The sequence below is a fragment of the Streptococcus sp. 2_1_36FAA genome (assembly GCF_000161955.2).
Classification (GTDB): domain Bacteria; phylum Bacillota; class Bacilli; order Lactobacillales; family Streptococcaceae; genus Streptococcus; species Streptococcus gordonii.
In genome coordinates, this window is sequence record NZ_KI391973.1 from 340,528 (window position 1) to 363,644 (window position 23,117).

Sequence of the window (23,117 nt, forward strand, 5' to 3'; positions counted from 1 at the left end):
GGGAAATATGGCGAAACAACAAGACAATCTGAGCCATCATGAACAATTACGTTTAGATTATTTATATAAAAACTTTCATTACTTAAATGAGCGGGAACAGGAAGAATATAACTATCTGATGCGTAAGGCTCAGGGAGAAATTTTTGAGCCTAGCTACAGAGAAGAGGAAAAGCCTGTTTCTGACAAGTTGGAAGACTCTTTACCTGTTTACCCAAATAGAACAAACCGCAGAAAGGATCGGCAACAGTCTGAAAAAGCTGAGAGGCCTAAAAAACGGCGAATAGAAAAGCCAAGTCAGACTGAACTAGGTCCTGAGGGAGAGGAAAAGAAACCCAAAAAACGCAAGAAAAAATGGACCTTTGGTCGTGTCTTGAAATGGGTGCTTACTTTTATCGTTCTCGTATTGGCTGGAATGCTTGTCATGTTTATCAAAGGAGTCTGGTCAGTACCAGCTGAAAACAAACCGACAGCTGAAGTCTTTCATGGCGAAGATAGTCCAAATGGAACCAATATCCTTATTTTAGGGACAGATGGTCGTGTTGGGCAGACTTCTGACGAAACGAGAACTGATACTATCATGGTTCTCAATGTTGGGGGCAAAGACAAGAAACTGAAATTAGTCAGCTTCATGCGGGATACTCTCGTTAATATTGAAGGTGTCAGCCAGCCTGGTGAGTATGATCAGAAGCTCAATTCAGCCTATACCATTGGTGAGCAAAATAATCACCAGGGGGCAGAATTGGTGCGTGAAATGCTCAAGGATAATTTTGATATCAATATCAAATATTATGCCTTGGTAGACTTTTCAACCTTTGCGACAGCTATTGACACACTCTTTCCAGAAGGCGTTGAGATGAATGCACAATTTTCAACGATTGATGGACAGCCTGTAACGGAAGTAGAAGTCCCAGATGACCTCAATATGAAGGATGGAGTAGTTCCCAATCAAACCATTAAAGTCGGTCCGCAGCGGATGGATGGCAGAACCTTGCTCAACTATGCGCGTTTTCGTAAGGACGACGAAGGTGACTTCGGTCGGACTCGTCGCCAGCAGGAAGTATTGGCAGCCGTGATCCAGCAATCCAAAAATCCAATGAAACTCTTTTCAGGCTCAGAGGCTTTGGGTAAGGTCTATGCAATGACCTCAACAAATCTACCTTACACTTTCCCTTTGACCAATAGCTGGTCTCTCTTGAGTGGGGCAGCGGGTGGAGTTGAACGTGTCACCATTCCTGACTTAGGTGACTGGCAAGATGCCTATGACATGTACGGTGGCCAAGGTCTCTTGATCGACTTTGAAGCCTATAAGGCCAAATTACAGCAAATGGGCTTGAGATAGATATCTATGATATAATGGAAGGTAGGACAAGTTTCTACCTTTTCTTTTTGAAAAATGGCAGAGCGATAAAGCAGAAAGAGAAAAATATGTTAAAGAAAAATGATATTGTAGAAGTTGAAATTGTGGATTTGACCCATGAGGGAGCAGGAGTTGCCAAGGTTGATGGCTTGGTTTTCTTTGTAGAAAATGCTCTACCGACTGAGAAAATCCTCATGCGAGTCCTCAAGGTCAATAAAAAGATTGGTTATGGGAAAGTTGAGGACTATCTTACTCAATCCCCACACCGCAATCAAGACCTAGACCTCGCTTATCTACGAACGGGGATTGCTGATTTGGGGCATCTTGCCTATCCAGAGCAACTCAAGTTTAAAACCAAGCAAGTCAAAGATAGTCTCTACAAGATTGCTGGAATTACGGATGTAGAGGTCGCTGAAACGCTTGGTATGGTGAATCCAGTCAAGTATCGTAACAAGGCGCAGGTACCTGTTCGTCGAGTGAATGGTGTCTTGGAAACTGGTTTTTTCCGTAAAAATTCGCATGACCTTATGCCCCTTGAAGATTTCTTTATCCAAGATCCTGTCATTGACCAAGTCGTGGTAGCTCTTCGAGATTTGCTCCGTCGTTTTGATTTGAAACCTTATGATGAAAAGGAACAATCTGGCTTGATTCGGAACCTTGTTGTGCGACGTGGGCACTATTCAGGACAAATCATGGTCATTTTGGTAACGACTCGTCCGAAAGTTTTCCGAGTGGAGCAATTGATTGACCAAGTCATCAAGCAATTCCCAGAGATTGTGTCTGTCATACAAAATATCAACGACCAAAATACCAATGCGATTTTTGGCAAGGAGTGGCGGACATTGTATGGTCAAGATTACATTACTGACCAAATGTTGGGGAACGACTTCCAAATCGCTGGACCAGCCTTTTACCAGGTCAATACTCAAATGGCTGAAAAGCTTTATCAGACAGCCATTGACTTTGCAGGATTAAAAGTAGATGATGTGGTTGTTGATGCCTACTCAGGAATTGGAACGATTGGATTATCCGTTGCGAAGCATGTCAAGGAAGTATATGGTGTTGAGGTTATTCCAGAAGCAGTTGAGAATAGCAAAAAGAATGCGGCAATCAACGGAATCACCAACTCCCACTATGTCTGTGACACAGCAGAAAATGCCATGAAGAACTGGCTTAAAGAAGGAATCCAGCCAAGTCTTATTCTAGTGGACCCACCAAGAAAAGGCCTTACTGAAAGCTTTATCAAGGCAAGCGCCCAAACAGGAGCAGACCGCATTGCCTATATCTCTTGTAATGTTGCAACCATGGCGCGTGATATCAAACTCTATCAAGAATTAGGATACGAGTTGAAGAAAGTCCAACCGGTTGATCTTTTTCCACAAACGCACCATGTTGAGGCGGTATCACTGCTTGTACGAGCTGAGGTATCAGCGAAGTAGAAGTAGATGCTCCACCCATGGGATAGGACTCGTAGAATGAGGAGAGCAACCGACGAAATGATACGGTAAGTCCGAACCGCTGAGTGTGTAAGTTTGTTAGAGAAACGTAACTAATTCTCTCGCTTTTTCATTTTAGGGCGAGAGGCTTCAAAGCTCCACTGGAGCTTTGAACTCCCCGAACCTTTTGAGTTCCACAGACGCATCACGTTGAGGCAGTATCACTGCTTGTACAAGCTGATTGAACAAGGGAAATTAGCTAGTGAAAGTCCTACAGTAAGGAGTTTAAACATGAAATTCCATGAATTTGGTAATAAGAATTTGCCTCCTATCTTACTAATACACGGTGGTGGCAGTTCTTGGTGGAATTACCTTCGTCAAGCACGTATCTTGTCAGAAAAATACCGTGTTATTTTACCTACTTTGAATGGTCACGGCGAAGAATATCAACTTGATTATGTTTCTACTGAAGATTCTGCTTTGGAGATTCTAGACTATATCAAAGCAAACTGTGGTGGGAAATTGTTTGCAATCGGTGGTGTTTCACTTGGTGGTCAAATTGCCATGGAGCTTTTGTCTTTAGACAGTGAAATTGCTGAGAAGGCCATCATAGATGGAAGCCTCTGTATTCCTCAACCAAGGTTAGCTAAAATCAGCATTTTTCTAGTGTCTCTATTTGGTAAACTGATGTTCAATAAATTCTCTTGCAAACTTCAGTTAAGCATGATGAACAAACTCTATCCTAAACTGGCTTATCCAGAGGAAATAAAAGCTTATTATTTAGAGGATTTGCCAAGGACGCCTGTCAAAACATTGGTGACCATTTACAAAAACTATATGGGATGTTACAAGCTGAAAGATATGATTTCTGCTAGCAAGGCTCAGGTTCTGTATATCTATGGTGAAAAAGAATTGAACTGTGTGAAAGAATCAGCGAAATTATTTCATCAGCTACATTCAAATACAATTTTGTATGAAGCAAAGGGCTATAACCACGGCTATTTATCAGCTTACCTGCCTTATGAGTGGATTGATTTAGTGGTGCCATTTTTAAAGAGTGATTCATTAGAAAAATGTAACGAATCTGATATGCCATAAGGAGGAAACGTATGCTAGGAGCAATAGTTGGAGATATTGTAGGTTCAGTTTACGAATGGAACAATATCAAAACGAAGGATTTTCCTTTATTTCGGAAAGACTGCTTTTTTACAGATGATACGGTAAGTCCGAACTGCTGAGTGTGTAAGCTTGTTAGTGAAACGTAGCTAATCCTCAAAAGGTTCTCCAAACTTTTTGTGCTCGCTTTTGAATTTCAAGGCGAGATGCTTCAAAACTCCACTGGAGCCTTGAACATATATAAAAATAAAGTTATTGTGTGACTGATATAATCAGGCACTTGGATAGAATGGGATCGAAAGGACTATTTGATGAAAAAACAACCGCAAATAATGGAAAAGGAACGTTTGGGAGCCTTTATTGATGCTGTGTTGGCCATTGTTATGACTATCTTGGTTTTAGAGTTGGAAAAGCCAAAAACCTTTGATTTACAAGGACTAATGGAACTTAGAACAAACTTTTTTGCCTATGGTATTTCTTTCTTTTGGCTGGGAGCTATGTGGGTTAATATCCATTCTTCTTCACATCTCATTAAAAAAGTTAGCCAAAAAACAGTCTGGGCAACTATTGTTATGCTCTTTTTCTCTTCCCTCTTTCCCTATACCACACAGCTCATAGCTAACCATTTCGACAATGGGACCATGCAAGCATTCTATGGAGTAATCGTCTTACTTATTACCTTTTCAGTATTATGGTATTACCGTACCTTGGACGAAGTGAATAATGTAGCTGAGATGCATGCGCTAAGACAAGGACGAAAACATTGGATGCGGTGGGATATTGGTATTAAAATGTTAGGGCTCATCTTGTCTCTGACAATCTTCCCAGCAGGAGTAGGACTGTCAGTTCTAGTAACACTTTTGTTTATTGTAATTCCAAGACAATTTAAAGTCTAATTGTTTAATCAGTTTAGTTGCTCTTTCCAAGAGCAGTTTTACTGCTTTCGGTGCTGAGATTTTTGAATTTATATTGTCATATGTTACGTTTAGTAGTTTTATATAGAGGCTTATTTTTAGTTTCACAATATAAGAAATAACAGTCAAGATATGTGGAGGCAGTGTCACTCCTTGTACGAGCGGAGGTATCAGCGAAGTAGAAGAGTAGTTTATATTCTTACGGAAAATCTAGAATTTTTTATTAAGTATTACAAACTGATAAATATGTGCTAGATATTGAACGGAATCACTATCTAATCAGAAAATATTACTGTTAAATTTTTAGATGGAACAGATATAGAATAGTAAGAGACTGTGACTATTTTGTTGCAGTCTTTTTTGTAGTTTTAATGGTATAATGAACTATATGAATAAGCTGTTTTGGAGGATTAAATGACTGATAGTAATGGAGCGAAGAATTTTGATATAGACTCTATAAAAATTGCACTAGACAACGTAGCAAACTCATTTGAGAAGATTAAATTGGGACAAAATACTCTAGCAATTTCTATTTTGTCTGATACTCTTAGTAACTTTCAAGCAGCAGTAAACACCTCTAATATTTTAGGAATCATTGCAACTTCAAATGTATTAAGTGCATTTAAATTAGTTAATATAGATAATTTAATGACTCCTTCACCAAGTCTGACTTTATCAATTCAAATGTCCAAAATTGCTACCAATGCTATGTCAGAAGTAATTGTTTCGTACAATAAGATGTTGTCGAGTACACACTTACAGGCCATTCAAAACATTGCAGAATCAGCTAAAAAGTTAATTGCTAGCTATCAAATTGACTATTCAAAGATTTTTAGTAACGTTAATGAACTTTTAAAGTCACTGCCTTCGACTTATACATATGAGGAAATTGAACAGATTACTTCTGGAGTTAAACTTTTGGCAGAAAGTGGATGGGTTATTTATTTTCGTGATAAAAATGTTTATCGGCGTATACTTGCTAAGGACTGGAATGTATTGGAAGAAGAATGGACTGAGTTACTTAGGGACAAACTAAGAGATGGGGATTTTATTATTGATTTGCAAAAGTCGGAATGTTACTCAGAACCCTTAGTAAAATCAATGGTTGAGTGCTATTTAAATCAAAATTTTTATGCAGCATACACTTTAGGCAGTTTGGCGATTGATGGCGTACTAAATAGAGTTTCAGAAAGGACTTCTTCAAGCAAGAGAATACCTGTTGGGTATAAAGCTGTTGAAGAAATTGATACTATATTTATCGAGAAGTCGTTTAGTGAAATAGGGTTAATGCATTGGTTGTATAATTTTTTCAAAGATACGAATAGATTTACACTTGATGAACCAAATAGACACATGGTGGGGCATGGTCGTTGGGAGAAGGAAATCGAAGAAAAAGATTTTTTGAAATTATTTAATACATTATTGTATATCTATGATGAGTATGAGAACTGGTTAGAAATCGTAGATACTGTCAGATAAACAATTATGAGAGAGTTGAATTATGAAGATTAGTAAAATATTTAAATATACCTCGCTACTTATAATGGTAGCACTGTTACTATTTTTTGGAAAAATTATAGTTAGTGAAGTTATTTCTACTAATTTGAACGTTTCTCAAGGAAATTTGTTGGATTTAACTTTTATATATTGGATAGAATTACTTTTTGTATTACTCATATATGATTTAGTAATTATTAAGTTATATAGCGGTATAAGCTATTATTTGAGTGAACTAGGGCAATTCGCAGTAAGAACGAAGAAGATAGGAATTGCACTCTACGCAATTAGATTAAATTATTATTTGCTAAGACTAAGTAAATTATTACGTTTAGGTTGGGTAACTTATGGTAGTAGTGAAAAAAGCTCAGTCTGGAGAGGGCTATCTAAGCTCTCCTTGGCTCAGCTGTTAGTTAATATTTTTAGAATTATAATAAGTGCACCTATGCTCTTTGCATTTTTATCTGCTTGTTTTTCATTGGGAAAATTGAAAGGAGATATTGCATATTATTTGTATAAGCTTCAAGAATTTCTAAGAGGTATTTTACAAATAAAAGTAAATACTGGTGATATCTTTTCAAGATTACCAGCCCTTGTAGCTTTGATGACGATATTACCAATAGTCTTTTTCTTCTATTTCTATAGCCAAAAACGTGATGTTCGAAAAATAATTGATAAGGAAAATAGTCAATATTTTGAAGAAGTTGTCTTATTATACGAAAAATTATTGATTTGGATTGATAAACATATCTATCAATTATCTGAAAATTTTGATTATGTTATTAGTTGCCAAGACTCAATTGTTGAAACATTTTTAAATAAGGAGATTCCTAACTATATAGCATTAGTTGGGGAGCAGTATTATATTCCCAGAGATATTGAGTCATTTAAATTTGTTGAGATAGCAGATCTGACTGAGTTACGAGAAATTATTATTAAATTATCAAGTGATAGATTAATGAAATTTACACGAATATTCTCTGTTAAACGGTTTGATATATGGTATTTTTATTTTTGGGATTTTCATACATTGAATGCAGAAGAGAAAATCGAAAAGTCTTTCTATACTAAAAAGGGGATGACTTATAAATTAGCTAAACGCCACACTTATCAGAATGATTTTACTCAAGAGAAAATTGAGAAGAGGAGGAAAGAGGAACTTTCTCTTTTATCTTGGTCTATTTATGATGACTTGGAGCTATTATACAGGTTTAAGAGAGTAAGTGATTCATTGAGAAAATACCTTTATTCTTCACGGATGGAGCGATTGATATTAAAAGCATTAAATAAAGATCAGTGACTCCGTTCCATAGTATAATTTAAAACTTGACTAACTATATTCGTTTTATGGTGTAAGAATGCTATATCACCAAATGTTGAGTGTGTAGCTTTGCCCGTCAAATCCTAGAAACCTTTTAGCGAAAGAATTTTTAAGTTCTTATATCCCCGTCTAAAGAAAAAACGACCATCTAAGTTGGTAAATAACTTCAGGAGGTTTATTGACTATGCTTAGATCTTATGTAACTAAAAAGTATTTATTCTTCTATTTTGTGGCGATTATGATTACTTGGCTGGAGGCTGTCATTACTCCAGCTTTGATTCAGTATATTGTCTCTAGTTTTACCAATCACCAGTTGCATTTGCTGTGGCAGGTCTTGATTTGGGGGATTGTGGGGAATTTGATTCTCTTGCTGGGTTTGGCGGGGAAACGCTATTACTATGCACGAGTGGTGACGGACTTCAAGTCGGGTATTAAGCAGGCCATCTTTCAGACTTTCTTATATAGCCGTCGGATAGCGGATGAAGAGGTTTTGTCCGACCTGGAAAATGATGTGAAACAGCTAGAAGATAACTATATTGAGCCGACTGTCATTATCATTTCTTCTTTGGGATTTACAACCGTTTCCATCTGTTATGCACTCTGGACAAATTTTTATCTAGGCTTGCTTTTTATCATTTTTTATTCGATACCGGTTCTTTGTAGTAGTATAGGTTCTAAACGCTTGGATGCGATTACTAAGCAGAAGTCCATGGCTAACCAAGGCTATGTCTCTCAGGTGACCAATATGATTGCGGGTGCTCGTCCCATACGGCATTATCGGGGACAAAGCTTGTTTTACAATCTTTTTTCCAAAGATTTGCACAAGACTTTAGAGCAAGAAATCGCCTATGAAAAGCAGCGGACGCTAAACAGCCTCTTTATCAATGGGATTGATGCCTTTTGCTCGGTCGCGCCTATTGTCATTGGTGGTTTCATGACTTATTATAACTACCTATCTGCAGCCAGCTTTGTTGGGATTTACCTAGTATCGCACAATATCGGCTACCAATTTCAAGAGCTATCTTACTTTATCAATACTAGAAAATCAGCCAAGTCTCTTTGTGATAAATATCAAAAACTGCTGGGAGAGGAGTTGACGAAGCCTTCTGTTCTTGAAAGTTCCGTCTTTCCTATCCAGCTAGAGCAAGTCAGCGTAGAGCGTGATGATCAAGAAATTCTAGCCCCTTGCGACCTTACCATTGAGGAAGGAGAAAAGATCGCCATTATCGGAGAAAGTGGGTCTGGGAAAACAACCTTACTTAACCTCATTTATGGAGAAATCAAGCCTAGTCAAGGTCGGATTCGCTACCATGGACAAGAGCTAAGCTCGGATGAACTTTATCAGGCAGGAGCCTACATTCTCCAGTCCAGTCATGTCTTTGATGGCTTGAGCCTAGAGGAAAATATCGCTTTGGGACAAGAACTGGATTCTGTAAGGATGGAAGAGATTCTACAGCAAACTGGTTTGAAAGATCTCCAAGGGAAAAACACCCAGCAATCAAACTCTGTCAGGTGGTGAGAAGCAGCGGCTAGAAATTGCCCGTGCTCTCTATCACAATCGCCAATTTATCCTGGCTGATGAGGTCAAGGCCAATCTGGATCTCAAAAACCAAGAGAAAATCAGCCGACTTCTCTTCTCCCTCCCGCAAGCTCTCGTAGAAGTGATTCATCACTACAGCGAAGAGGACTTGAAGCGCTATGATAAGGTGATAAAATTGGAGAGATAGGTGGAGGCATAGATTTCAGAAAGGAGTGGCAGAGCCAATTCTCAGATTGCAGACAAAGCCCTTAGAAATTTGTGTGCTGAGGACTTTGTCTGCAATCTTAACGCACCAAAATTGGTGCGTTATAATTTTGTGCTATAATGGAGATATAAAATCAAAGGAGAGAGCCATGGTTGGAGACAATATAAAATCTTTACGAAAGACAAACGACTTGACACAACCAGAATTTGCACGGATTGTTGGTATTTCACGTAATAGTCTGAGCCGTTATGAAAACGGGACAAGTCCTATTTCAACGGAGTTGATAGACACCATTTGCCAGAAATTCAATGTATCCTATGTCGCTATTGTGGGGGAAGAGAAAATGTTAAACCCAGTAGAAGATTATGAATTGACATTAAAAATAGAGATTGTCAAGTAACGTGGCACAAATTTACTAGCTCGCCTCTATCGTTATCAAGATAGTCAAGAGATTGCCTTTGACGATGAGAGTAATCCGTGGTTTTAATGAGTGATGATTTGTATGATATGGTCAATACTAACATTTATCTGGTGACTACTTTTGAAGAACTAGAGCGATACAGTGGTTACTTGGATGGAATCGAGCGTATGTTGGAAATATCAGAAAAACGGATGGTAGCTTGATGGGGATTCAGGATTATACCGAAGAAGAGTTTAATCATGCCTTGGCTCGCAATTTACGCACACTGACTAGAGGAAAACAAGTAAGTAAAAATCCAGGCGCTATTTTGCTTGGAGGACAGAGTGGAGCTGGTAAAACGGCTATCCACCGTATCAAGCTCAAAGAATTTCAGGGTAATATAATCATCATTGATGGCGATGGTTTTCGAGCTCAACATCCACATTACCTGGACCTTCAGCGAACTTATGGTAAAGATAGTGTCGAATACACCAAAAAATTTGCAGGACAGATGGTGGAATCCTTGGTAGAAAAACTGAGTGAGGTGGGCTACAATCTTTTGATTGAGGGGACATTGCGAACGGTTGACGTACCAAAGAAAACAGCAGAACTATTGATAAGTAAAGGCTATGAAGTTCAGCTATCTTTAATCGCTACAAAGCCTGAGCTGTCTTATTTGAGCATGCTTATCCGATACGAAGAACTAAACGCTATCAATTCCAATTAAGCAAGAGCAATTCCAAAAGAACATCATGACTTGATAGTGAACAATCTAGTTGAGAACACCCATCAGCTGGAGCAATTAGGTATCTTTGAACAAATCCAAATCTATCAACGAGATAGGACCTGTGTTTACGATTCGAGAGATGATGAAATATCAGCAGCAGTTGTTCTTCATGAGTTATTGTTTGGAGAGTGGAGTCAGGTAGAAAAGGAGATGTTGAGGGTAGGGGAGGAACGGTTGATAGAATCGCATAACAAAGAAAGAGATAATATTAGGGAGTAAGTTATAATTGATTATGTTAGAGAATTTAAAAAATCATTTTGATAATCTATTTACTGAGGATAAAAACAATATACTAAACATAGATTTTAGTCAATCTATTGATAAACTACATGCTCCAATAAATAATGAGGATATTGAAGATATTCTTTTAGCAGAGGAGACTTCAGATGATGGTGGGATTATTGCTATGACAGGATTTTATTATCAGATGATGGTGGCTGTACTTTATTTGGGAGAAGTATTCCAAGGTGATTGGGATGGGATGTTTTTAGATCATCACCAAGATATTGTTTTGTTTAATAATTCAAAGAAAATAATAAAATTTATCCAAGTGAAAACTAAAAATAGCACCTATGCACCTGCAAATAAAAAAATAGTAGAAAGCTGGATTCCCAAATTATTTATAACTGCGTTCAATATAAAACAAAAACAAGACTTCAATTTAAAATTTGAATTAGTTTCTAACTGTTTTTTTCAAGATCAAAAAAATTTTAATATTTCACCATTTTATCCAGATTCGGAAAGTAGAAGTATTGAAGAGACAAAACAAATAATCAGTGCTTCTTTTGGTTCGAAAGTTATTAATTACAATGATAATAATGAGGATTTTCTGGACCAAGCTTTTGAAAACTTTAATATGAGACATATACCTCATGAATCATTAGAAGAAAAGGTAGTGAGGAATATACCAATAAGTTTAGGTTTTGTGAACAATCAACTATCGCAAGATATGCTTGATCACATTATTTCCGAGTTTTTTAAATCATGTTACAACCCTGAAGATGCGTCGGTACAATTAATTAGTGGTGAAAGGTTAAACAAACTCAAAGGAATTATAAAAAAGCAACTAGAAAACTCAGTAGTAAATGCATATCATATAAGTTCTGAGAAAATTTTCACAGATTACTTAACAAAATTGGACAAAGAATATTCTCATCCTAAAATGAAGTCAGATTTTATTAAGGAGTTTAGAATATTTTTGGATAGGTTTGATGTTGAGATAAAAAAGACTTTGTCATCTAGCGATTTAACAATGATGGGTATTATCAATAGGTATTTAAAATACAATGAGAGTATTAATGTAATGCTAGAGGAGAGTGACCGTAAGGAACATTTTAATGACTTGTTTTCATTATTGTTATTCCTCAAGATTTCGATTGAAAGTGATATAAAGATTGACGAGAAAAACAGACACATTTTATCAGTTAATTTAGATAAACTGCTCTTTTTGGTTTTAGGAAATGACGATAATTTTAGGGAGCCTTCAGAAATTATTAAAGAGTTTAAAGATTTATTTCAGAGGTTAGATGATTCAGAAAAATTTAGAATTTTTTATTCTGGGAATATTTCTGTGATTATTTCAGGTAAATTTTATAATGAAAATAGTAGTGAGTATACTACATTAAAAAAAGAAGAGTTAGATTTTTATACAACTCCTAGCATAAATAATCCTAAATTGGATGATATGAGTACTAATAATATTAAAGATGTTCAGGCACCAATAAATATTTTATATGCTCATCGAAAGAGATTGGCTGAAATAAACGATGATAGAATAAAATATAATAATTTAGTGGAGATGAAAAATAAAATTGTTGAGGAGTTACAGTTAGATGGTATTATTTGAAGAGTTGAGAAGTTATATTAATAAAGCACGATATAAAGAGGTAAATGTTCAGGAGATTGATTATCCTACCTTTTATGATGAAGCAAATGGGAAATTAATAATTGTATACAATGAACAAATTACCCAAGATGATTCGCTTAGAGAGAAGATTAATAATATATCGAAAAGTATTAGAGAGATTATCAAGAATCATGTTGAATATAATTTATGGAATACTTATTTGCTAGTATTAGTTGATATAAATTTGTTTAACGAAAAATATTATTATGTCGAAAGAGATGTAAGAAATCTTAGGAAATATGTTATCCAAAATGAAAAGGACATTTCACGAATCCCGTTTATAAATATGGCAGAACATAAAATAGATAACGATGGAGTAAAGGGGCATAGCTATTCGCCTTCAGTACAGATTCAAGATTTGTATAAAAATTTAATGGCCAAAGATGGGGATAGAAAAAAATTATCGAAATCTAAGATATCCGAAACTTTAAAAGAGTTAAAATTTTTAGGAGAAAATGATGATTAGATTGAAGCAAGTAATAATTAAAAATTTTAGAAATTTTCAAGGTACACATCAGTTTGATTTTTCAAAAGATGTTACTATCTTTTTAGGAGATAATGGAAATGGGAAAAGTTCAGTTTTTGACGCGATCCAATGGTGTTTAACAGGAAATGTTGATAGATTCAAAAACATCGGTAGTGTAGAAATCTTGAAAAGCGTGCTAATAAATAAAGACTCCGATGAATGTGCAGTTGAAATTATCTTTACAACTAATCTATCTTTGAAAAGGGTAGCACCAAGAAAAGGTAATATTACAGTTTATTGTAATGATGGCAATAAAACCGTACGAGGAGATAACAATGTAAAAGAACGTATCGAGGAATTATTCAAGTATTCAAATAATGAAAAATTTGATATTCAAGAATTTCTGAACTCCTCCTTGCTTGCTCAAGATCAGGTGCTGGATTTCATTGCGAGTGATACTGCGAACGATCGTTATAGGGTACTATCCTCGATACTGGGGATGAATGAAATAACTAACTTAAAGGAGAATTACGAAAAGGTTAGAACTCTGCTAAAGAGTGAAATGGAGAGAAAAGAAGATTTTGTGAATTCTCTTCAAACTGAAATTAGTCTTCAAGAATCAAAAATTGACTATGGATATAAATATCTGATTACTGATGAAATAAGTAATTCTAGTTTCGAGGATAAACAAAAAGAAAATAATGAGCTACAGAAAAGTAAAGCTCAGATTGAAGAGAGACTTACACGATTTAATTTGCAGTATAATAATATTAAACAGGATATTGGTGATCTAAATCAGATTGCTAACACAATTAAATCACTAGAATATGAGATAAAAGAACTTCAAATCGCTCAAGAAAAAAACTTAAAAGATTCTGCCTTGAATGATAATTTATTAGAACAAAATAAGAAGAATATTGAACAAGCAAATAAAGAAGAGGAATTTTTATCTAAAAATAAGCTTTATCAATCTGAATTTATAGATATAAAAAATAAGTTGTCTAATTCTAACTTTGACGGATTAACTTTTGAAACGGATAAAGATATACAAAAGAAGATTGAGGAATTAAAGGGGCAGATTGAAAAGTATCAATATGCTTTGTCTCATATTGTAAACTATTACAATTTAATAAACGATAAGGAACAAATTCCAAAATCTATTGACGAGTTTAATCAAAAAAATGAAAAATTAGAAGGCGAAATCCAAGTATTACAAGATAGGGTAGCTGAATTAAAGTCAGAGTTTAGCATAGTTGAATCAAAGAATGATATTGATTCACTGATTCAATTAGTTCAAGAGGCATATAAATTTGTGAGTGACCATAAGGAATTTGAAAACACTTGCCCGGTTTGCAGTCAGTCCGTTAAAAATGCCCCCAAACATTTTGATGAGCGTATTACCAATCTATTGGAACAAAGTAACATTACAGCTGAAAAAATTAGTGGATTTAGGAAACGAATAAACGAGACTGAATCAAGCATTTTGAATAAACAAGAAGAAGTTCGTACAATTCAATCAGATATATCCAAATTAAAATATCAAGAAAACGAAATCCAGACAAAACTAGACATTATATTGGGTGATTATCTATATGTTAAAGACAACTTTACATTAGATAAAGAACAGTTGGAGTATTTTATAAATGAATCTCAAAATACTATTGAAAAATGTAAAAAGTATCTAGAGTTAAAAAATAAAAAGAGTATAATCGAAGAACAGTTGGCGGAAATATCTGATATTGAATTCTCAGGTTTAAATTTAAAAGAATTATTGTCAAAAAATGAGGAATTATTAAAAAAACAAGACAAATTATTAATACTTCAAAATGACCAAAAGGATGATTTAGAGGAAAAGAATAGCCTCTTGAATTTGCTGAACAATGTGAGTGAAATGATTGATGAATATGCCAAGGAATATTCTGTTAGCAATTATAATGATATTCCGAATGTCCTGTCAAATTTAATTGATGACAAAAATAATAAAATTATTTCACTAGCTCAAGAGTTAAAAAATTATCAAGATGTTATTAGATATAATACTTTAAATGAAAATATACGTCAAAAAAAGGAATCTTTGCAGCAACCTCAAAAAACTATCATAGCATTGAAAGAAAAATTGGAAATTGTAGATGAAGAAATAAAGAAGATTAATGAATCATATAACTTTGTTCAGTTAATTAACAGCAATGAATCAATTATCCAACAATATTTTAATTACCTTAATCCGAATGTATCAAGTTATAGAAATTTATATTTCAATATAAATGATGATGATAATACGTTAGATATTGAAATAAAAAATAGTGATGGAACTACTAACGCTGCTAATGTTTTAAGCTCTGGACAACTGAACGTCTTAGCAATCGCTATTTTTATTGCGAAGAATATTAGTCAGAATAGCACAGTGATTGATTTTATTGGTATAGATGATCCTATTCAAAATATGGATGACATTAATCAATTCTCTATGATTGATGTTCTCAGTCAATTAAAAAAGCAACTCATTTTCACTACACATGATGTAAAATATGTAAATCTATTTCTGAAAAAAAATGAACTTCGCTTAGACGATATTTCTGTATATTATTTGGATGCTGAAAACAATAGTTATGATAATATTTTAAATTAAGGCTAAATCCATAGGGGATTATATGTATGTTTAGAGTTGAGAGTCAAGAATTCTTGACTCTCTTTTTTCATTTCCTATTTCATCCCCTCATTCCCTTGTGATGAATCCTCCAAATTTCTTCTGCTATACTTTTCTCAACTTAAAAAATCCAACTAAGATTTTTCTCTGGGGGGTTGGGGACTTGCTACTACATTTTCATATCGTTTGTGTTTCTGAACCGTGAGGTTTGGGAGGACAGACGATATGATTTTAGGGTTATTTTTACCATGATAACTGAGCTCGCAAAGCATTACAAGGATGATAATCAGTTTTTTGAAAAAGTGTACGGATATTGTACGGTAGCCTACACTGTCAGTACAGGTATTTGGAAAGGAAGTAGCAGTATGAAAAGAGATTTACGTGATATTCGGAAACAATTTCGACTAACAGATGCGAGAGAAAAAGGAGAAGTCAATTTTTCTGATTTTCTCTGAAAAAGTCTACTCCCCTCTGATTCACAAAAAACAAATGGAGAGCTGGTTTGCCCTCTGGCAATCTCAAAAGATGGAACAAATCAGTCGCGATGTTCATGAGATTTTAATCTTGGCACAGATAAAACATCAAGTCACCAAAGATTATGTGTCCATTCTCTTAACTTGAGTGCAGGAATTGATTAAGGAGGTCAGGAATTCCATTCCCTTTAGTCAAGACTTCTGTGAGAAATATATTTAGAAAATAAACCTTCATTGTTGTGCTGTTTCGAGGTATAAAAGTTTTGATATTTTTTGAAAAGATATACCTCCTATTCCCAAACTTGAACAATAGCTTGCAATCATTTTTTTAAAATAGTATACTAGAGTCACATTATGAAAACGTTTGCTTTAAAAATTGAAAGAGATAGTTTAGGAGACAAAATATGGAATTAACAGCCATTTATCATAGACCGGAGTCGGAGTATGCCTACCTTTATAAAGAACGTCAAGTGCATATCAGAATTAGGACTAAGAAAGAGGATATAGAGAAAATCGTTTTGCACTATGGGGATCCCTTTATTTTTATTGAGGATTCTTATGAAGATGTGAAAGATATGGTCAAGGTGACCTCTGATGCCTTATTTGATTATTGGCAAGTGGCTGTCTCTGTGCGCTTTGCTAGGATCCAGTATCTGTTTGAGCTTAAGGATAAAAAAGGTCAAAGCATCTTGTATGGAGATAAAGGTTTCACAGACAATTGTCCAGAAAACCTTGCTTTAGAGGGCAATGGCTTTAAACTCCCTTATATTCATGAGATTGATGGTTGCCAGGTTCCTGACTGGGTTTCAAAAACGGTCTGGTATCAGATTTTTCCAGAACGATTTGCCAATGGAAATGCCGAGCTTTCACCAGAAGGATCCCTAGATTGGGATTCGTCAATCAGACCTAAAAGTAGTGATTTCTTTGGTGGGGATTTACAGGGGATTATTGACCATCTGGATTATTTGCAAGACTTGGGCATTACAGGGCTTTACCTCTGTCCCATCTTTGAATCTCCAAGTAATCACAAGTACAATACGACGTATTACTTTGAAATCGATCGACACTTTGGGAACAAGGAGACTTTCCGTCAACTGGTGGAGCAAGCTCATCAGCGTGGCATGAAGGTCATGCTGGATGCGGTTTTCAATCATATGGGCGATCAATCCGCTCAATGGCAGGATGTTCTCAAACATGGTGAAAAGTCAGCTTACAAAGATTGGTTCCACATTCAAGAGTTTCCAGTGACGAATGACAAGTTCGTGAATCCCAAAGAACTGCCTTATCATACCTTTGCTTTTGCCAGCTACATGCCTAAGTTAAACACGGCAAATCCCGAGGTGAAAGACTATCTCTTAAGCGTTGCGACCTATTGGATTGAACATTTTGATATTGATGCTTGGCGGCTGGATGTGGCTAATGAGGTTGATCACCAATTTTGGCGTGATTTCCGCAAGGCCGTTTTGGCCAAAAAGTCTGACCTTTATATTCTCGGAGAGGTTTGGCATACGTCTCAGCCTTGGCTAAATGGCGATGAGTTTCACGCTGTCATGAATTATCCCCTATCCGATAGTATCAAGGACTACTTTTTGAGCAGGAGCAAGAAGACCAGTCAATTCATAGCTGAGATTAACTGCCAGTCCATGTACTACAAGCAGCAGATTTCTGAGGTCATGTTTAATCTCTTGGATTCGCATGATACGGAGCGCATCTTGACGACAGCTCAAGCAGATATCCAGCTTGTCAAATCTGCACTCGCCTTTCTCTTTTTACAAAGGGGGACGCCTTGTATCTATTATGGGACCGAGCTAGAATTGGGCGGAGGTACGGACCCGGATTGTAGACGGGTTATGCCTTGGGACAGGGTTTCTAATAGCAATGACATGCTCAATTTTATGAAGGACTTGATTCAGCTTCGCAAGGAAATTGCGGACATTATTCAGCATGGGAAATTTACCTTAGAAGAAATCGCTCCTGATGTGCTGGCTTTAGAATGGCAACATGATCATCAAGTAATCCGAGCCATTTTTAATCAGTCCAAAGAGAATTATCTCTTAGACAAAGATTCAGCTGATTTGGTGAGTCGATGCCAAACTGATGGCCAGCAACTTGTCATCTTACCAAAGGGATTTGTAGTTTATTGTGATGAGTCTAAAAAGTAATGGAGTAGAAACAAAGGAACTCGGGCAAACAGGATCTTTAAACCTTCTTTTTTAAAATGTTAGAATTTTTTCATGGTGGTGTAAGATGAAATCAAAAGAGCTTCTGAAGCAAAAGTTGACTAATCTAGCTAGCGGGGAATTGGCAGCTGTTGTAGTATTTTGGATGAATTTTTTCCTGCTTAAAAAGTGGATTCTCACTACTAAAGCCTTCATTTCTATTTCTTTCTCCTTGTTTCTCCTAACTTTTATCTTGATACAAGGATCCGTTTTTTGGTGGATTTTAATCAAGAGGATTTCCAATCCGAGATTTGCTGAAAAGTATACTGGAAAGATTTACAAGATATTGAAGAAATTGGATTTTATTTTACTAGCTACTGGAATTTTTGTGATATTATTGAATCACGGAGAAGTTTCCACGTTCATTATTTCTTTTTCGATTTGGATGTTTGCTCTTATAGAGTGGGTAAATTACTATCTACTGCAATTGTCCTACAGCTTGAATCCTGCTGTTTTATGGAGATACCTTAGACATAGGAAATTGAAAAAGAGTAAAATAGCAAAGGAAATTGAGAAAATCTTATAATGCTGATGATTTCCAAGAGCTGAAAGTTACAAAGGAGCGCAATCTTATGCCAAGACCGAAAACTAAAGAAGATTTGATGCTAGCTGCTAAGGAAAACTTTGAGAAGCTACAAACTCTTATTTCCAAACTGTCTGATGAAGAGCTAAATACGCCTTTTGATTTTTCTCGGGATGAAAAGAAGAAAGAGGCCCATTGGAGACGAGATAAAAATCTAAGAGATGTTTTGATTCACCTCTATGAATGGCATCAGCTCTTGTTGAATTGGGTGCATTCCAATCAAAAGGGTCAAGAGCAGCCCTTTCTTCCTGCGCCCTATAACTGGAAGACTTATGGAGAGCTGAATCTGGAATTTTGGCAGAAGCATCAAAATACTTCTCTTGAAGAGGCAACTGAGATCTTTCGTCAGTCCCATCAAGATGTTTTGAAGTTGGTAGACACATTTACAAATGAAGACTTGTTTTCAAAAGATGTCTATAAATGGGTCGGAGGCACTGTACTAGGTTCCTATTTTGTAAGTGCTACTTCCAGCCATTATGATTGGGCAATGAAAAAGTTGAAAGCTCATCAGAAAAATTGTAAGGCAAAATAGTCTGTAGAAGACAAGAATTAGAGAGAAATAAGAATGAAGAAATACAGCAAAATAATCATGTCCTGTGCCTGCCTGGCTATTGCTTTTGGGCTGGCAGCATGTACTAGTTCGCAGAAAAATAAAGAAACAAGTCAAACTACATCGACCTATTCAAATCTAAACAGTAAAAAGAGTGTCGAGGAAGTGAGGAGTTTGTTATCAGCTCATTTGGATAAAGACAGTGTCGATAACTTTGTCAATCTAGTCAATGACTACAATGGCCTTGTCGGATCGACCGGATTAAGGGGCGATTTCACTAAGTTTACCAAAACGGAATATGATGTAGAAAAAATCAATCCTTTATGGCAGGCAAAGAAGGGCGATTTTATCGGGACAAATTGTCGGATTAATACTTATACTTTGCTGAAAAATAGCATCGAAATCCCTCAAATAGAAAAAGATGACGAACTCTTGTTCATAGATAATGACGCGATTGACAAGGGCAAGCTCTTCGATGCCAAGGACAAGGAAGAATTTAATATCCTGTTTTCAAGAGTCAAGACTGAAGCGACTCAAGATGTAAAAGTCCATGCTAAGAAGATGGAGGAATACTTCAAACAGTTCAAGTTTAATGAAAAGGCTCGAATGCTCTCGGTCATTGTTCACGACAATCTTGACGGTGATTCTCTCTTTGTAGGTCATGTCGGTGTCTTGGTTCCAGACAAAGACGGATATTTGTTTATCGAAAAACTGACCTTTGAAGAGCCCTATCAGGCAATCAAATTTGCGACCAAGGAAGATGTCTACAAATACTTGCAGACCAAATATAAAGACTACACAGGGGAAGGCCTGGCTAAGCCCTTTATCATGGATAATGATAAGTGGGTAGAGGGTAAATAGTGTGCTCTGTTAGCATTAAGAAAATAGAAGAGTGAGATTTATCGTATGGAATTAAAAGATTTTACAGAAAAAGAGCAGGAGCAGATCAATCAAGGGCTCAGCACTGCAGAAATTTCCGATAAGGAAGCTGCTAAAAAGATTCTGGCACTCGTGCCCCAAGAATGGATTAAGAGGATTCCTTTCTTTGTTAGAGGGCATGCGACGACTAAGACCGTTGAGCGAGTTGCCAAGCAATATCCTGAACTATACGCTGTCGCTAAGCAGCAAGGCGAACTTCCTGACAAAGAAAGAGAAGAATTGCGCGCCATTATGACAAGCATCTTTGAAGAAAAGATGAATAAACATAAGATTAAGTAAGCGAATTTCAAGGTGGTCTGAAAAAAGTTTGACTTAATACTTGCATACAAAAAACAAGTGACGGCATCAATAAAAGATGCGGTCACTTGTTTTATATTATTTATTTTCAACCTCGTTTTGGAAAACTAGGTTAGGTTTCAATTCTAGTACCTTTTCAAAAAATGCCATCAAGTGTTGGTATTTGTTGGGATCGATGATTCCCAAACCAATCTTTTGTTGCTCTTTCCCATTTTTTGTATAAAGGAAGAAATTTTTTGTTTTTACATTGCCAGCATGAACCCACTCAATTTTTAAAGTGATAGACTCAATTTCATCTAAGTAAACAGGCATAAGGAGTCTCTTTTTAACGAGAAAGAGAGCGTCTCGATAGAGATAAAGAGAGTTAAAATCATCTTTAACGAGTGCCTTTTCTTGGATGAGCTGGTGCTGGTCTGTGAGCTCAGGATAGCGTTCGTAAATACTTTGGTATTTTTCTCGGATTTTTTGAGGTGCTTTTATAGCCAAGTGGCCAAAAGCAATAATGATCCCCAAAAGAATAATTCCAAAGATTCCAGAGAATACGAGTCCAATGGTGTCATTTTTTTGGAGAGCAGATGGTAGGTTCAAAAGCAGAAATAGCAGGCCAAGGCTTCCCAAAATAACCCAGATTAGTGAAGACGTAACAGAAGCTTTGATTTCTTTTTGCATGAAAGCAACTCCTTTAAATAAAATAATATACAGTCTTATTGTAACACGAATAAGCGCCCTTGAAAACTAGAGTAAAAAAACAATCAAGTAAATTTCTGATTGTTTTTTTGATGATTTAAGATTTTTATTCAAGGTTTAGCTTAGTTCGAGTAATATAGTAAACCCCAAAATAGAAAAGAAGAAGTTTTATAATCTCATAAGTATAAGCAGACAGGAATGAGAACTGAATAGGCGGTTGGGAATAAGAACCAACATATTGTGCATAGGTAATCGCATAGATGAAAGGATTTGTGAAATAAAGCTGACGATTCAGTACTCCTATTATAATCCATAGAACAAAGGCTGCTACAAAGGACATTAAAATGCGATGATTTTGGAAAAGCTGTCCAATGGAAATAGACAAGTATAGGAATAATACAAAAGAAATCGAACCTAGAAGCAAATAGAAGGCTATTTGAAGAGTAGGAATCAATGGAATGTAGGAAAGAAGAAGACCAATTTTATTGAGGACATCAACCCCTGAACCAAGAGCTACAAGAAAAGCCATCCAGATGATGCTTAGGAAAATTCCCAAGACGCTCGCAATATACCAAATAGTTGCCATTGTCATTTTTGAAAGGATGATTTGGTGGGCATTTGCGGGCAGTGTCCAAGTCAAGTATGCTTCACGACCAAAAATATTTTGATAGAAACGTCTAATGGTAATGACTAGGTTAGAAATAACAAGTGCTGTACAGGTTGAAAAGAATACAATAGTAAAGAATGAATAGACTGCTGAGACAGCATCATCTGACGTAATTCCAGTAGATATACTGTTAGACAGCATCAGACCAAATATTGATGAGACAATAGCCAGAATTAAGAACAAGACGCCATATAATTTTCCGGCTGCTTTAAATTCATATTTTAATAATTTCCCAAACATAAATCTCTCCTTTAAATTCTAAACTGATCACGGAAGATATGGTCAATAGTGTTGTCATGTTTTCTGCGAAGCTCATTAGCATCTTCCTGCAACAAGATTTCCCCATCTTTGATAAAGATGACATCATCAAGAATATCTTCGATATCGGAAATCAAGTGGGTAGAGATCAACACAGAAGAATTCTCTGAACGGTTTTGAATAATTGTCTTCAAAATATAGTCTCTGGCTGCCGGATCCACACCACCAATTGGTTCATCAAGAACGTAGAGATCAGCCTTTCGACTCATAACTAGGATCAATTGAACCTTTTCTTTATTACCTTTTGAAAGATTCTTCAAACGACTTTTTTCGTCTAAATTGAGATCTTCTAAAAGGTGGTTGGCCTTTTCTTCATCAAAGTCAGAATAGAAGTCTTTGAACATAGCAAATACTTCTTTAATTTTCATATTATCACCAAGATAAGTTGTATCTGGTAGATAAGAGACAGCCTTTTTCGTTTTTGGAGAAGGTTTTTCTCCGTTGATAAGAACCTGTCCAGAAGTCGGTTGCAGAAGACCATTGATAAGTTTGATGATAGTTGTTTTTCCACTACCATTTGGTCCTAGCAAACCAACAATACGTCCAGGTTGGATATCCAAGTTAACACCAGAAAGAGCTTCAGTCTTTCCATAATTCTTTTGAACATGCTCCAAACGAAGCAAAGATGAAGTTGACATATAAACCTCCTAAAAGATACAAAGCTAACAAGACAGCATCATGCGGTATTGATATTAGATTTGATTCTTAGTTGCCAGTACAATTAGTATTATTTGGGCTAAAAATCAATATGCTTTTAAGATATTATATAGTTTGTTAAAAAAAAAATCAAAT

18 protein-coding genes and 4 pseudogenes are annotated in these 23,117 nt (G+C 35.9%); 19 read left to right on the forward strand and 3 right to left on the reverse strand.

Annotation, left to right across the window (positions count from 1 at the left end):
• Positions 1 to 7: 7 nt before the first annotated feature.
• From HMPREF0847_RS01665 to HMPREF0847_RS01750, 19 genes and pseudogenes are all read left to right on the forward strand, one after another.
• Positions 8 to 1,339 (forward strand): LCP family protein, encoded by a 1,332-nt coding sequence (locus HMPREF0847_RS01665; RefSeq protein ID WP_008809300.1) that lies wholly within the window; start codon positions 8 to 10, stop codon positions 1,337 to 1,339.
• Positions 1,340 to 1,425: 86 nt separating this feature from the next.
• Positions 1,426 to 2,796, forward strand: coding sequence for a 23S rRNA (uracil(1939)-C(5))-methyltransferase RlmD (gene rlmD / locus HMPREF0847_RS01670; RefSeq protein WP_020992604.1), 1,371 nt, complete (start codon positions 1,426 to 1,428; stop codon positions 2,794 to 2,796).
• Positions 2,797 to 3,084: 288 nt separating this feature from the next.
• Positions 3,085 to 3,891, forward strand: a complete 807-nt coding sequence (locus HMPREF0847_RS01675; RefSeq protein ID WP_008809298.1) for an alpha/beta fold hydrolase — start codon at positions 3,085 to 3,087, stop codon at positions 3,889 to 3,891.
• Positions 3,892 to 3,902: 11 nt separating this feature from the next.
• Positions 3,903 to 4,031: a hypothetical protein gene (locus tag HMPREF0847_RS10990; RefSeq protein WP_020992605.1), complete on the forward strand. Its 129-nt coding sequence runs from the start codon at positions 3,903 to 3,905 to the stop codon at positions 4,029 to 4,031.
• Between the two features lie 189 nt (positions 4,032 to 4,220).
• Entirely contained in the window at positions 4,221 to 4,805 is a 585-nt protein-coding gene (locus HMPREF0847_RS01680; protein ID WP_008809297.1) for a TMEM175 family protein, read from the forward strand.
• A 432-nt stretch (positions 4,806 to 5,237) separates the two neighbouring features.
• Complete coding sequence (locus HMPREF0847_RS01685) at positions 5,238 to 6,302, forward strand: hypothetical protein (RefSeq protein ID WP_008809296.1); 1,065 nt, start codon at positions 5,238 to 5,240, stop codon at positions 6,300 to 6,302.
• Positions 6,303 to 6,324: 22 nt separating this feature from the next.
• Positions 6,325 to 7,620, forward strand: coding sequence for a hypothetical protein (locus HMPREF0847_RS01690; RefSeq protein WP_008809295.1), 1,296 nt, complete (start codon positions 6,325 to 6,327; stop codon positions 7,618 to 7,620).
• Positions 7,621 to 7,825: 205 nt separating this feature from the next.
• Positions 7,826 to 9,368: pseudogene (gene gggC, locus HMPREF0847_RS01695) on the forward strand (streptosactin export ABC transporter GggC).
• Positions 9,369 to 9,534: 166 nt separating this feature from the next.
• Positions 9,535 to 10,010 (forward strand): annotated as a pseudogene (pezA, locus tag HMPREF0847_RS01700) (type II toxin-antitoxin system antitoxin PezA).
• A pseudogene (locus tag HMPREF0847_RS01705) lies at positions 10,010 to 10,792 on the forward strand (zeta toxin family protein). The pseudogenes pezA and HMPREF0847_RS01705 overlap by 1 nt, the downstream one beginning before the upstream one ends.
• A gap of 13 nt (positions 10,793 to 10,805) precedes the next feature.
• On the forward strand, positions 10,806 to 12,419 hold the full coding sequence (locus HMPREF0847_RS01710; RefSeq protein WP_037622229.1) for a dsDNA nuclease domain-containing protein: 1,614 nt from the start codon (positions 10,806 to 10,808) through the stop codon (positions 12,417 to 12,419).
• The gene (locus tag HMPREF0847_RS01715; RefSeq protein ID WP_008809290.1) at positions 12,406 to 12,945 is read left to right on the forward strand and encodes an ABC-three component system middle component 1; all 540 of its coding nucleotides are present in this window, start codon (positions 12,406 to 12,408) and stop codon (positions 12,943 to 12,945) included. The genes HMPREF0847_RS01710 and HMPREF0847_RS01715 overlap by 14 nt, the downstream gene beginning before the upstream one ends.
• A complete protein-coding gene (locus HMPREF0847_RS01720; protein WP_020992606.1) occupies positions 12,938 to 15,574 on the forward strand; it encodes an AAA family ATPase in 2,637 nt (878 codons plus the stop codon). The genes HMPREF0847_RS01715 and HMPREF0847_RS01720 overlap by 8 nt, the downstream gene beginning before the upstream one ends.
• Positions 15,575 to 15,957: 383 nt before the next feature.
• A pseudogene (locus HMPREF0847_RS10995) lies at positions 15,958 to 16,285 on the forward strand (SAG1252 family conjugative relaxosome accessory protein).
• Between the two features lie 184 nt (positions 16,286 to 16,469).
• The gene (locus HMPREF0847_RS01730; protein WP_008809286.1) at positions 16,470 to 18,227 is read left to right on the forward strand and encodes a glycoside hydrolase family 13 protein; all 1,758 of its coding nucleotides are present in this window, start codon (positions 16,470 to 16,472) and stop codon (positions 18,225 to 18,227) included.
• A gap of 85 nt (positions 18,228 to 18,312) precedes the next feature.
• A complete protein-coding gene (locus tag HMPREF0847_RS01735) occupies positions 18,313 to 18,810 on the forward strand; it encodes a hypothetical protein (RefSeq protein WP_008809285.1) in 498 nt (165 codons plus the stop codon).
• A 46-nt stretch (positions 18,811 to 18,856) separates the two neighbouring features.
• Positions 18,857 to 19,399, forward strand: coding sequence for a ClbS/DfsB family four-helix bundle protein (locus tag HMPREF0847_RS01740; protein WP_008809284.1), 543 nt, complete (start codon positions 18,857 to 18,859; stop codon positions 19,397 to 19,399).
• A gap of 33 nt (positions 19,400 to 19,432) precedes the next feature.
• Positions 19,433 to 20,278: a DUF4300 family protein gene (locus HMPREF0847_RS01745; RefSeq protein ID WP_008809283.1), complete on the forward strand. Its 846-nt coding sequence runs from the start codon at positions 19,433 to 19,435 to the stop codon at positions 20,276 to 20,278.
• 45 nt (positions 20,279 to 20,323) lie between these two features.
• The gene (locus HMPREF0847_RS01750; protein WP_008809282.1) at positions 20,324 to 20,635 is read left to right on the forward strand and encodes a hypothetical protein; all 312 of its coding nucleotides are present in this window, start codon (positions 20,324 to 20,326) and stop codon (positions 20,633 to 20,635) included.
• A gap of 96 nt (positions 20,636 to 20,731) precedes the next feature.
• On the opposite strand, the gene HMPREF0847_RS01755 is transcribed toward HMPREF0847_RS01750, so the two are convergent.
• The 3 genes from HMPREF0847_RS01755 to HMPREF0847_RS01765 form a co-directional block, all read right to left on the reverse strand.
• Positions 20,732 to 21,322, reverse strand: a complete 591-nt coding sequence (locus HMPREF0847_RS01755) for a hypothetical protein (RefSeq protein WP_008809281.1) — start codon at positions 21,320 to 21,322, stop codon at positions 20,732 to 20,734.
• A 124-nt stretch (positions 21,323 to 21,446) separates the two neighbouring features.
• A complete protein-coding gene (locus tag HMPREF0847_RS01760) occupies positions 21,447 to 22,247 on the reverse strand; it encodes a hypothetical protein (protein ID WP_008809280.1) in 801 nt (266 codons plus the stop codon).
• 11 nt (positions 22,248 to 22,258) lie between these two features.
• The gene (locus HMPREF0847_RS01765; protein WP_008809279.1) at positions 22,259 to 22,963 is read right to left on the reverse strand and encodes an ABC transporter ATP-binding protein; all 705 of its coding nucleotides are present in this window, start codon (positions 22,961 to 22,963) and stop codon (positions 22,259 to 22,261) included.
• Positions 22,964 to 23,117 lie beyond the last annotated feature (154 nt).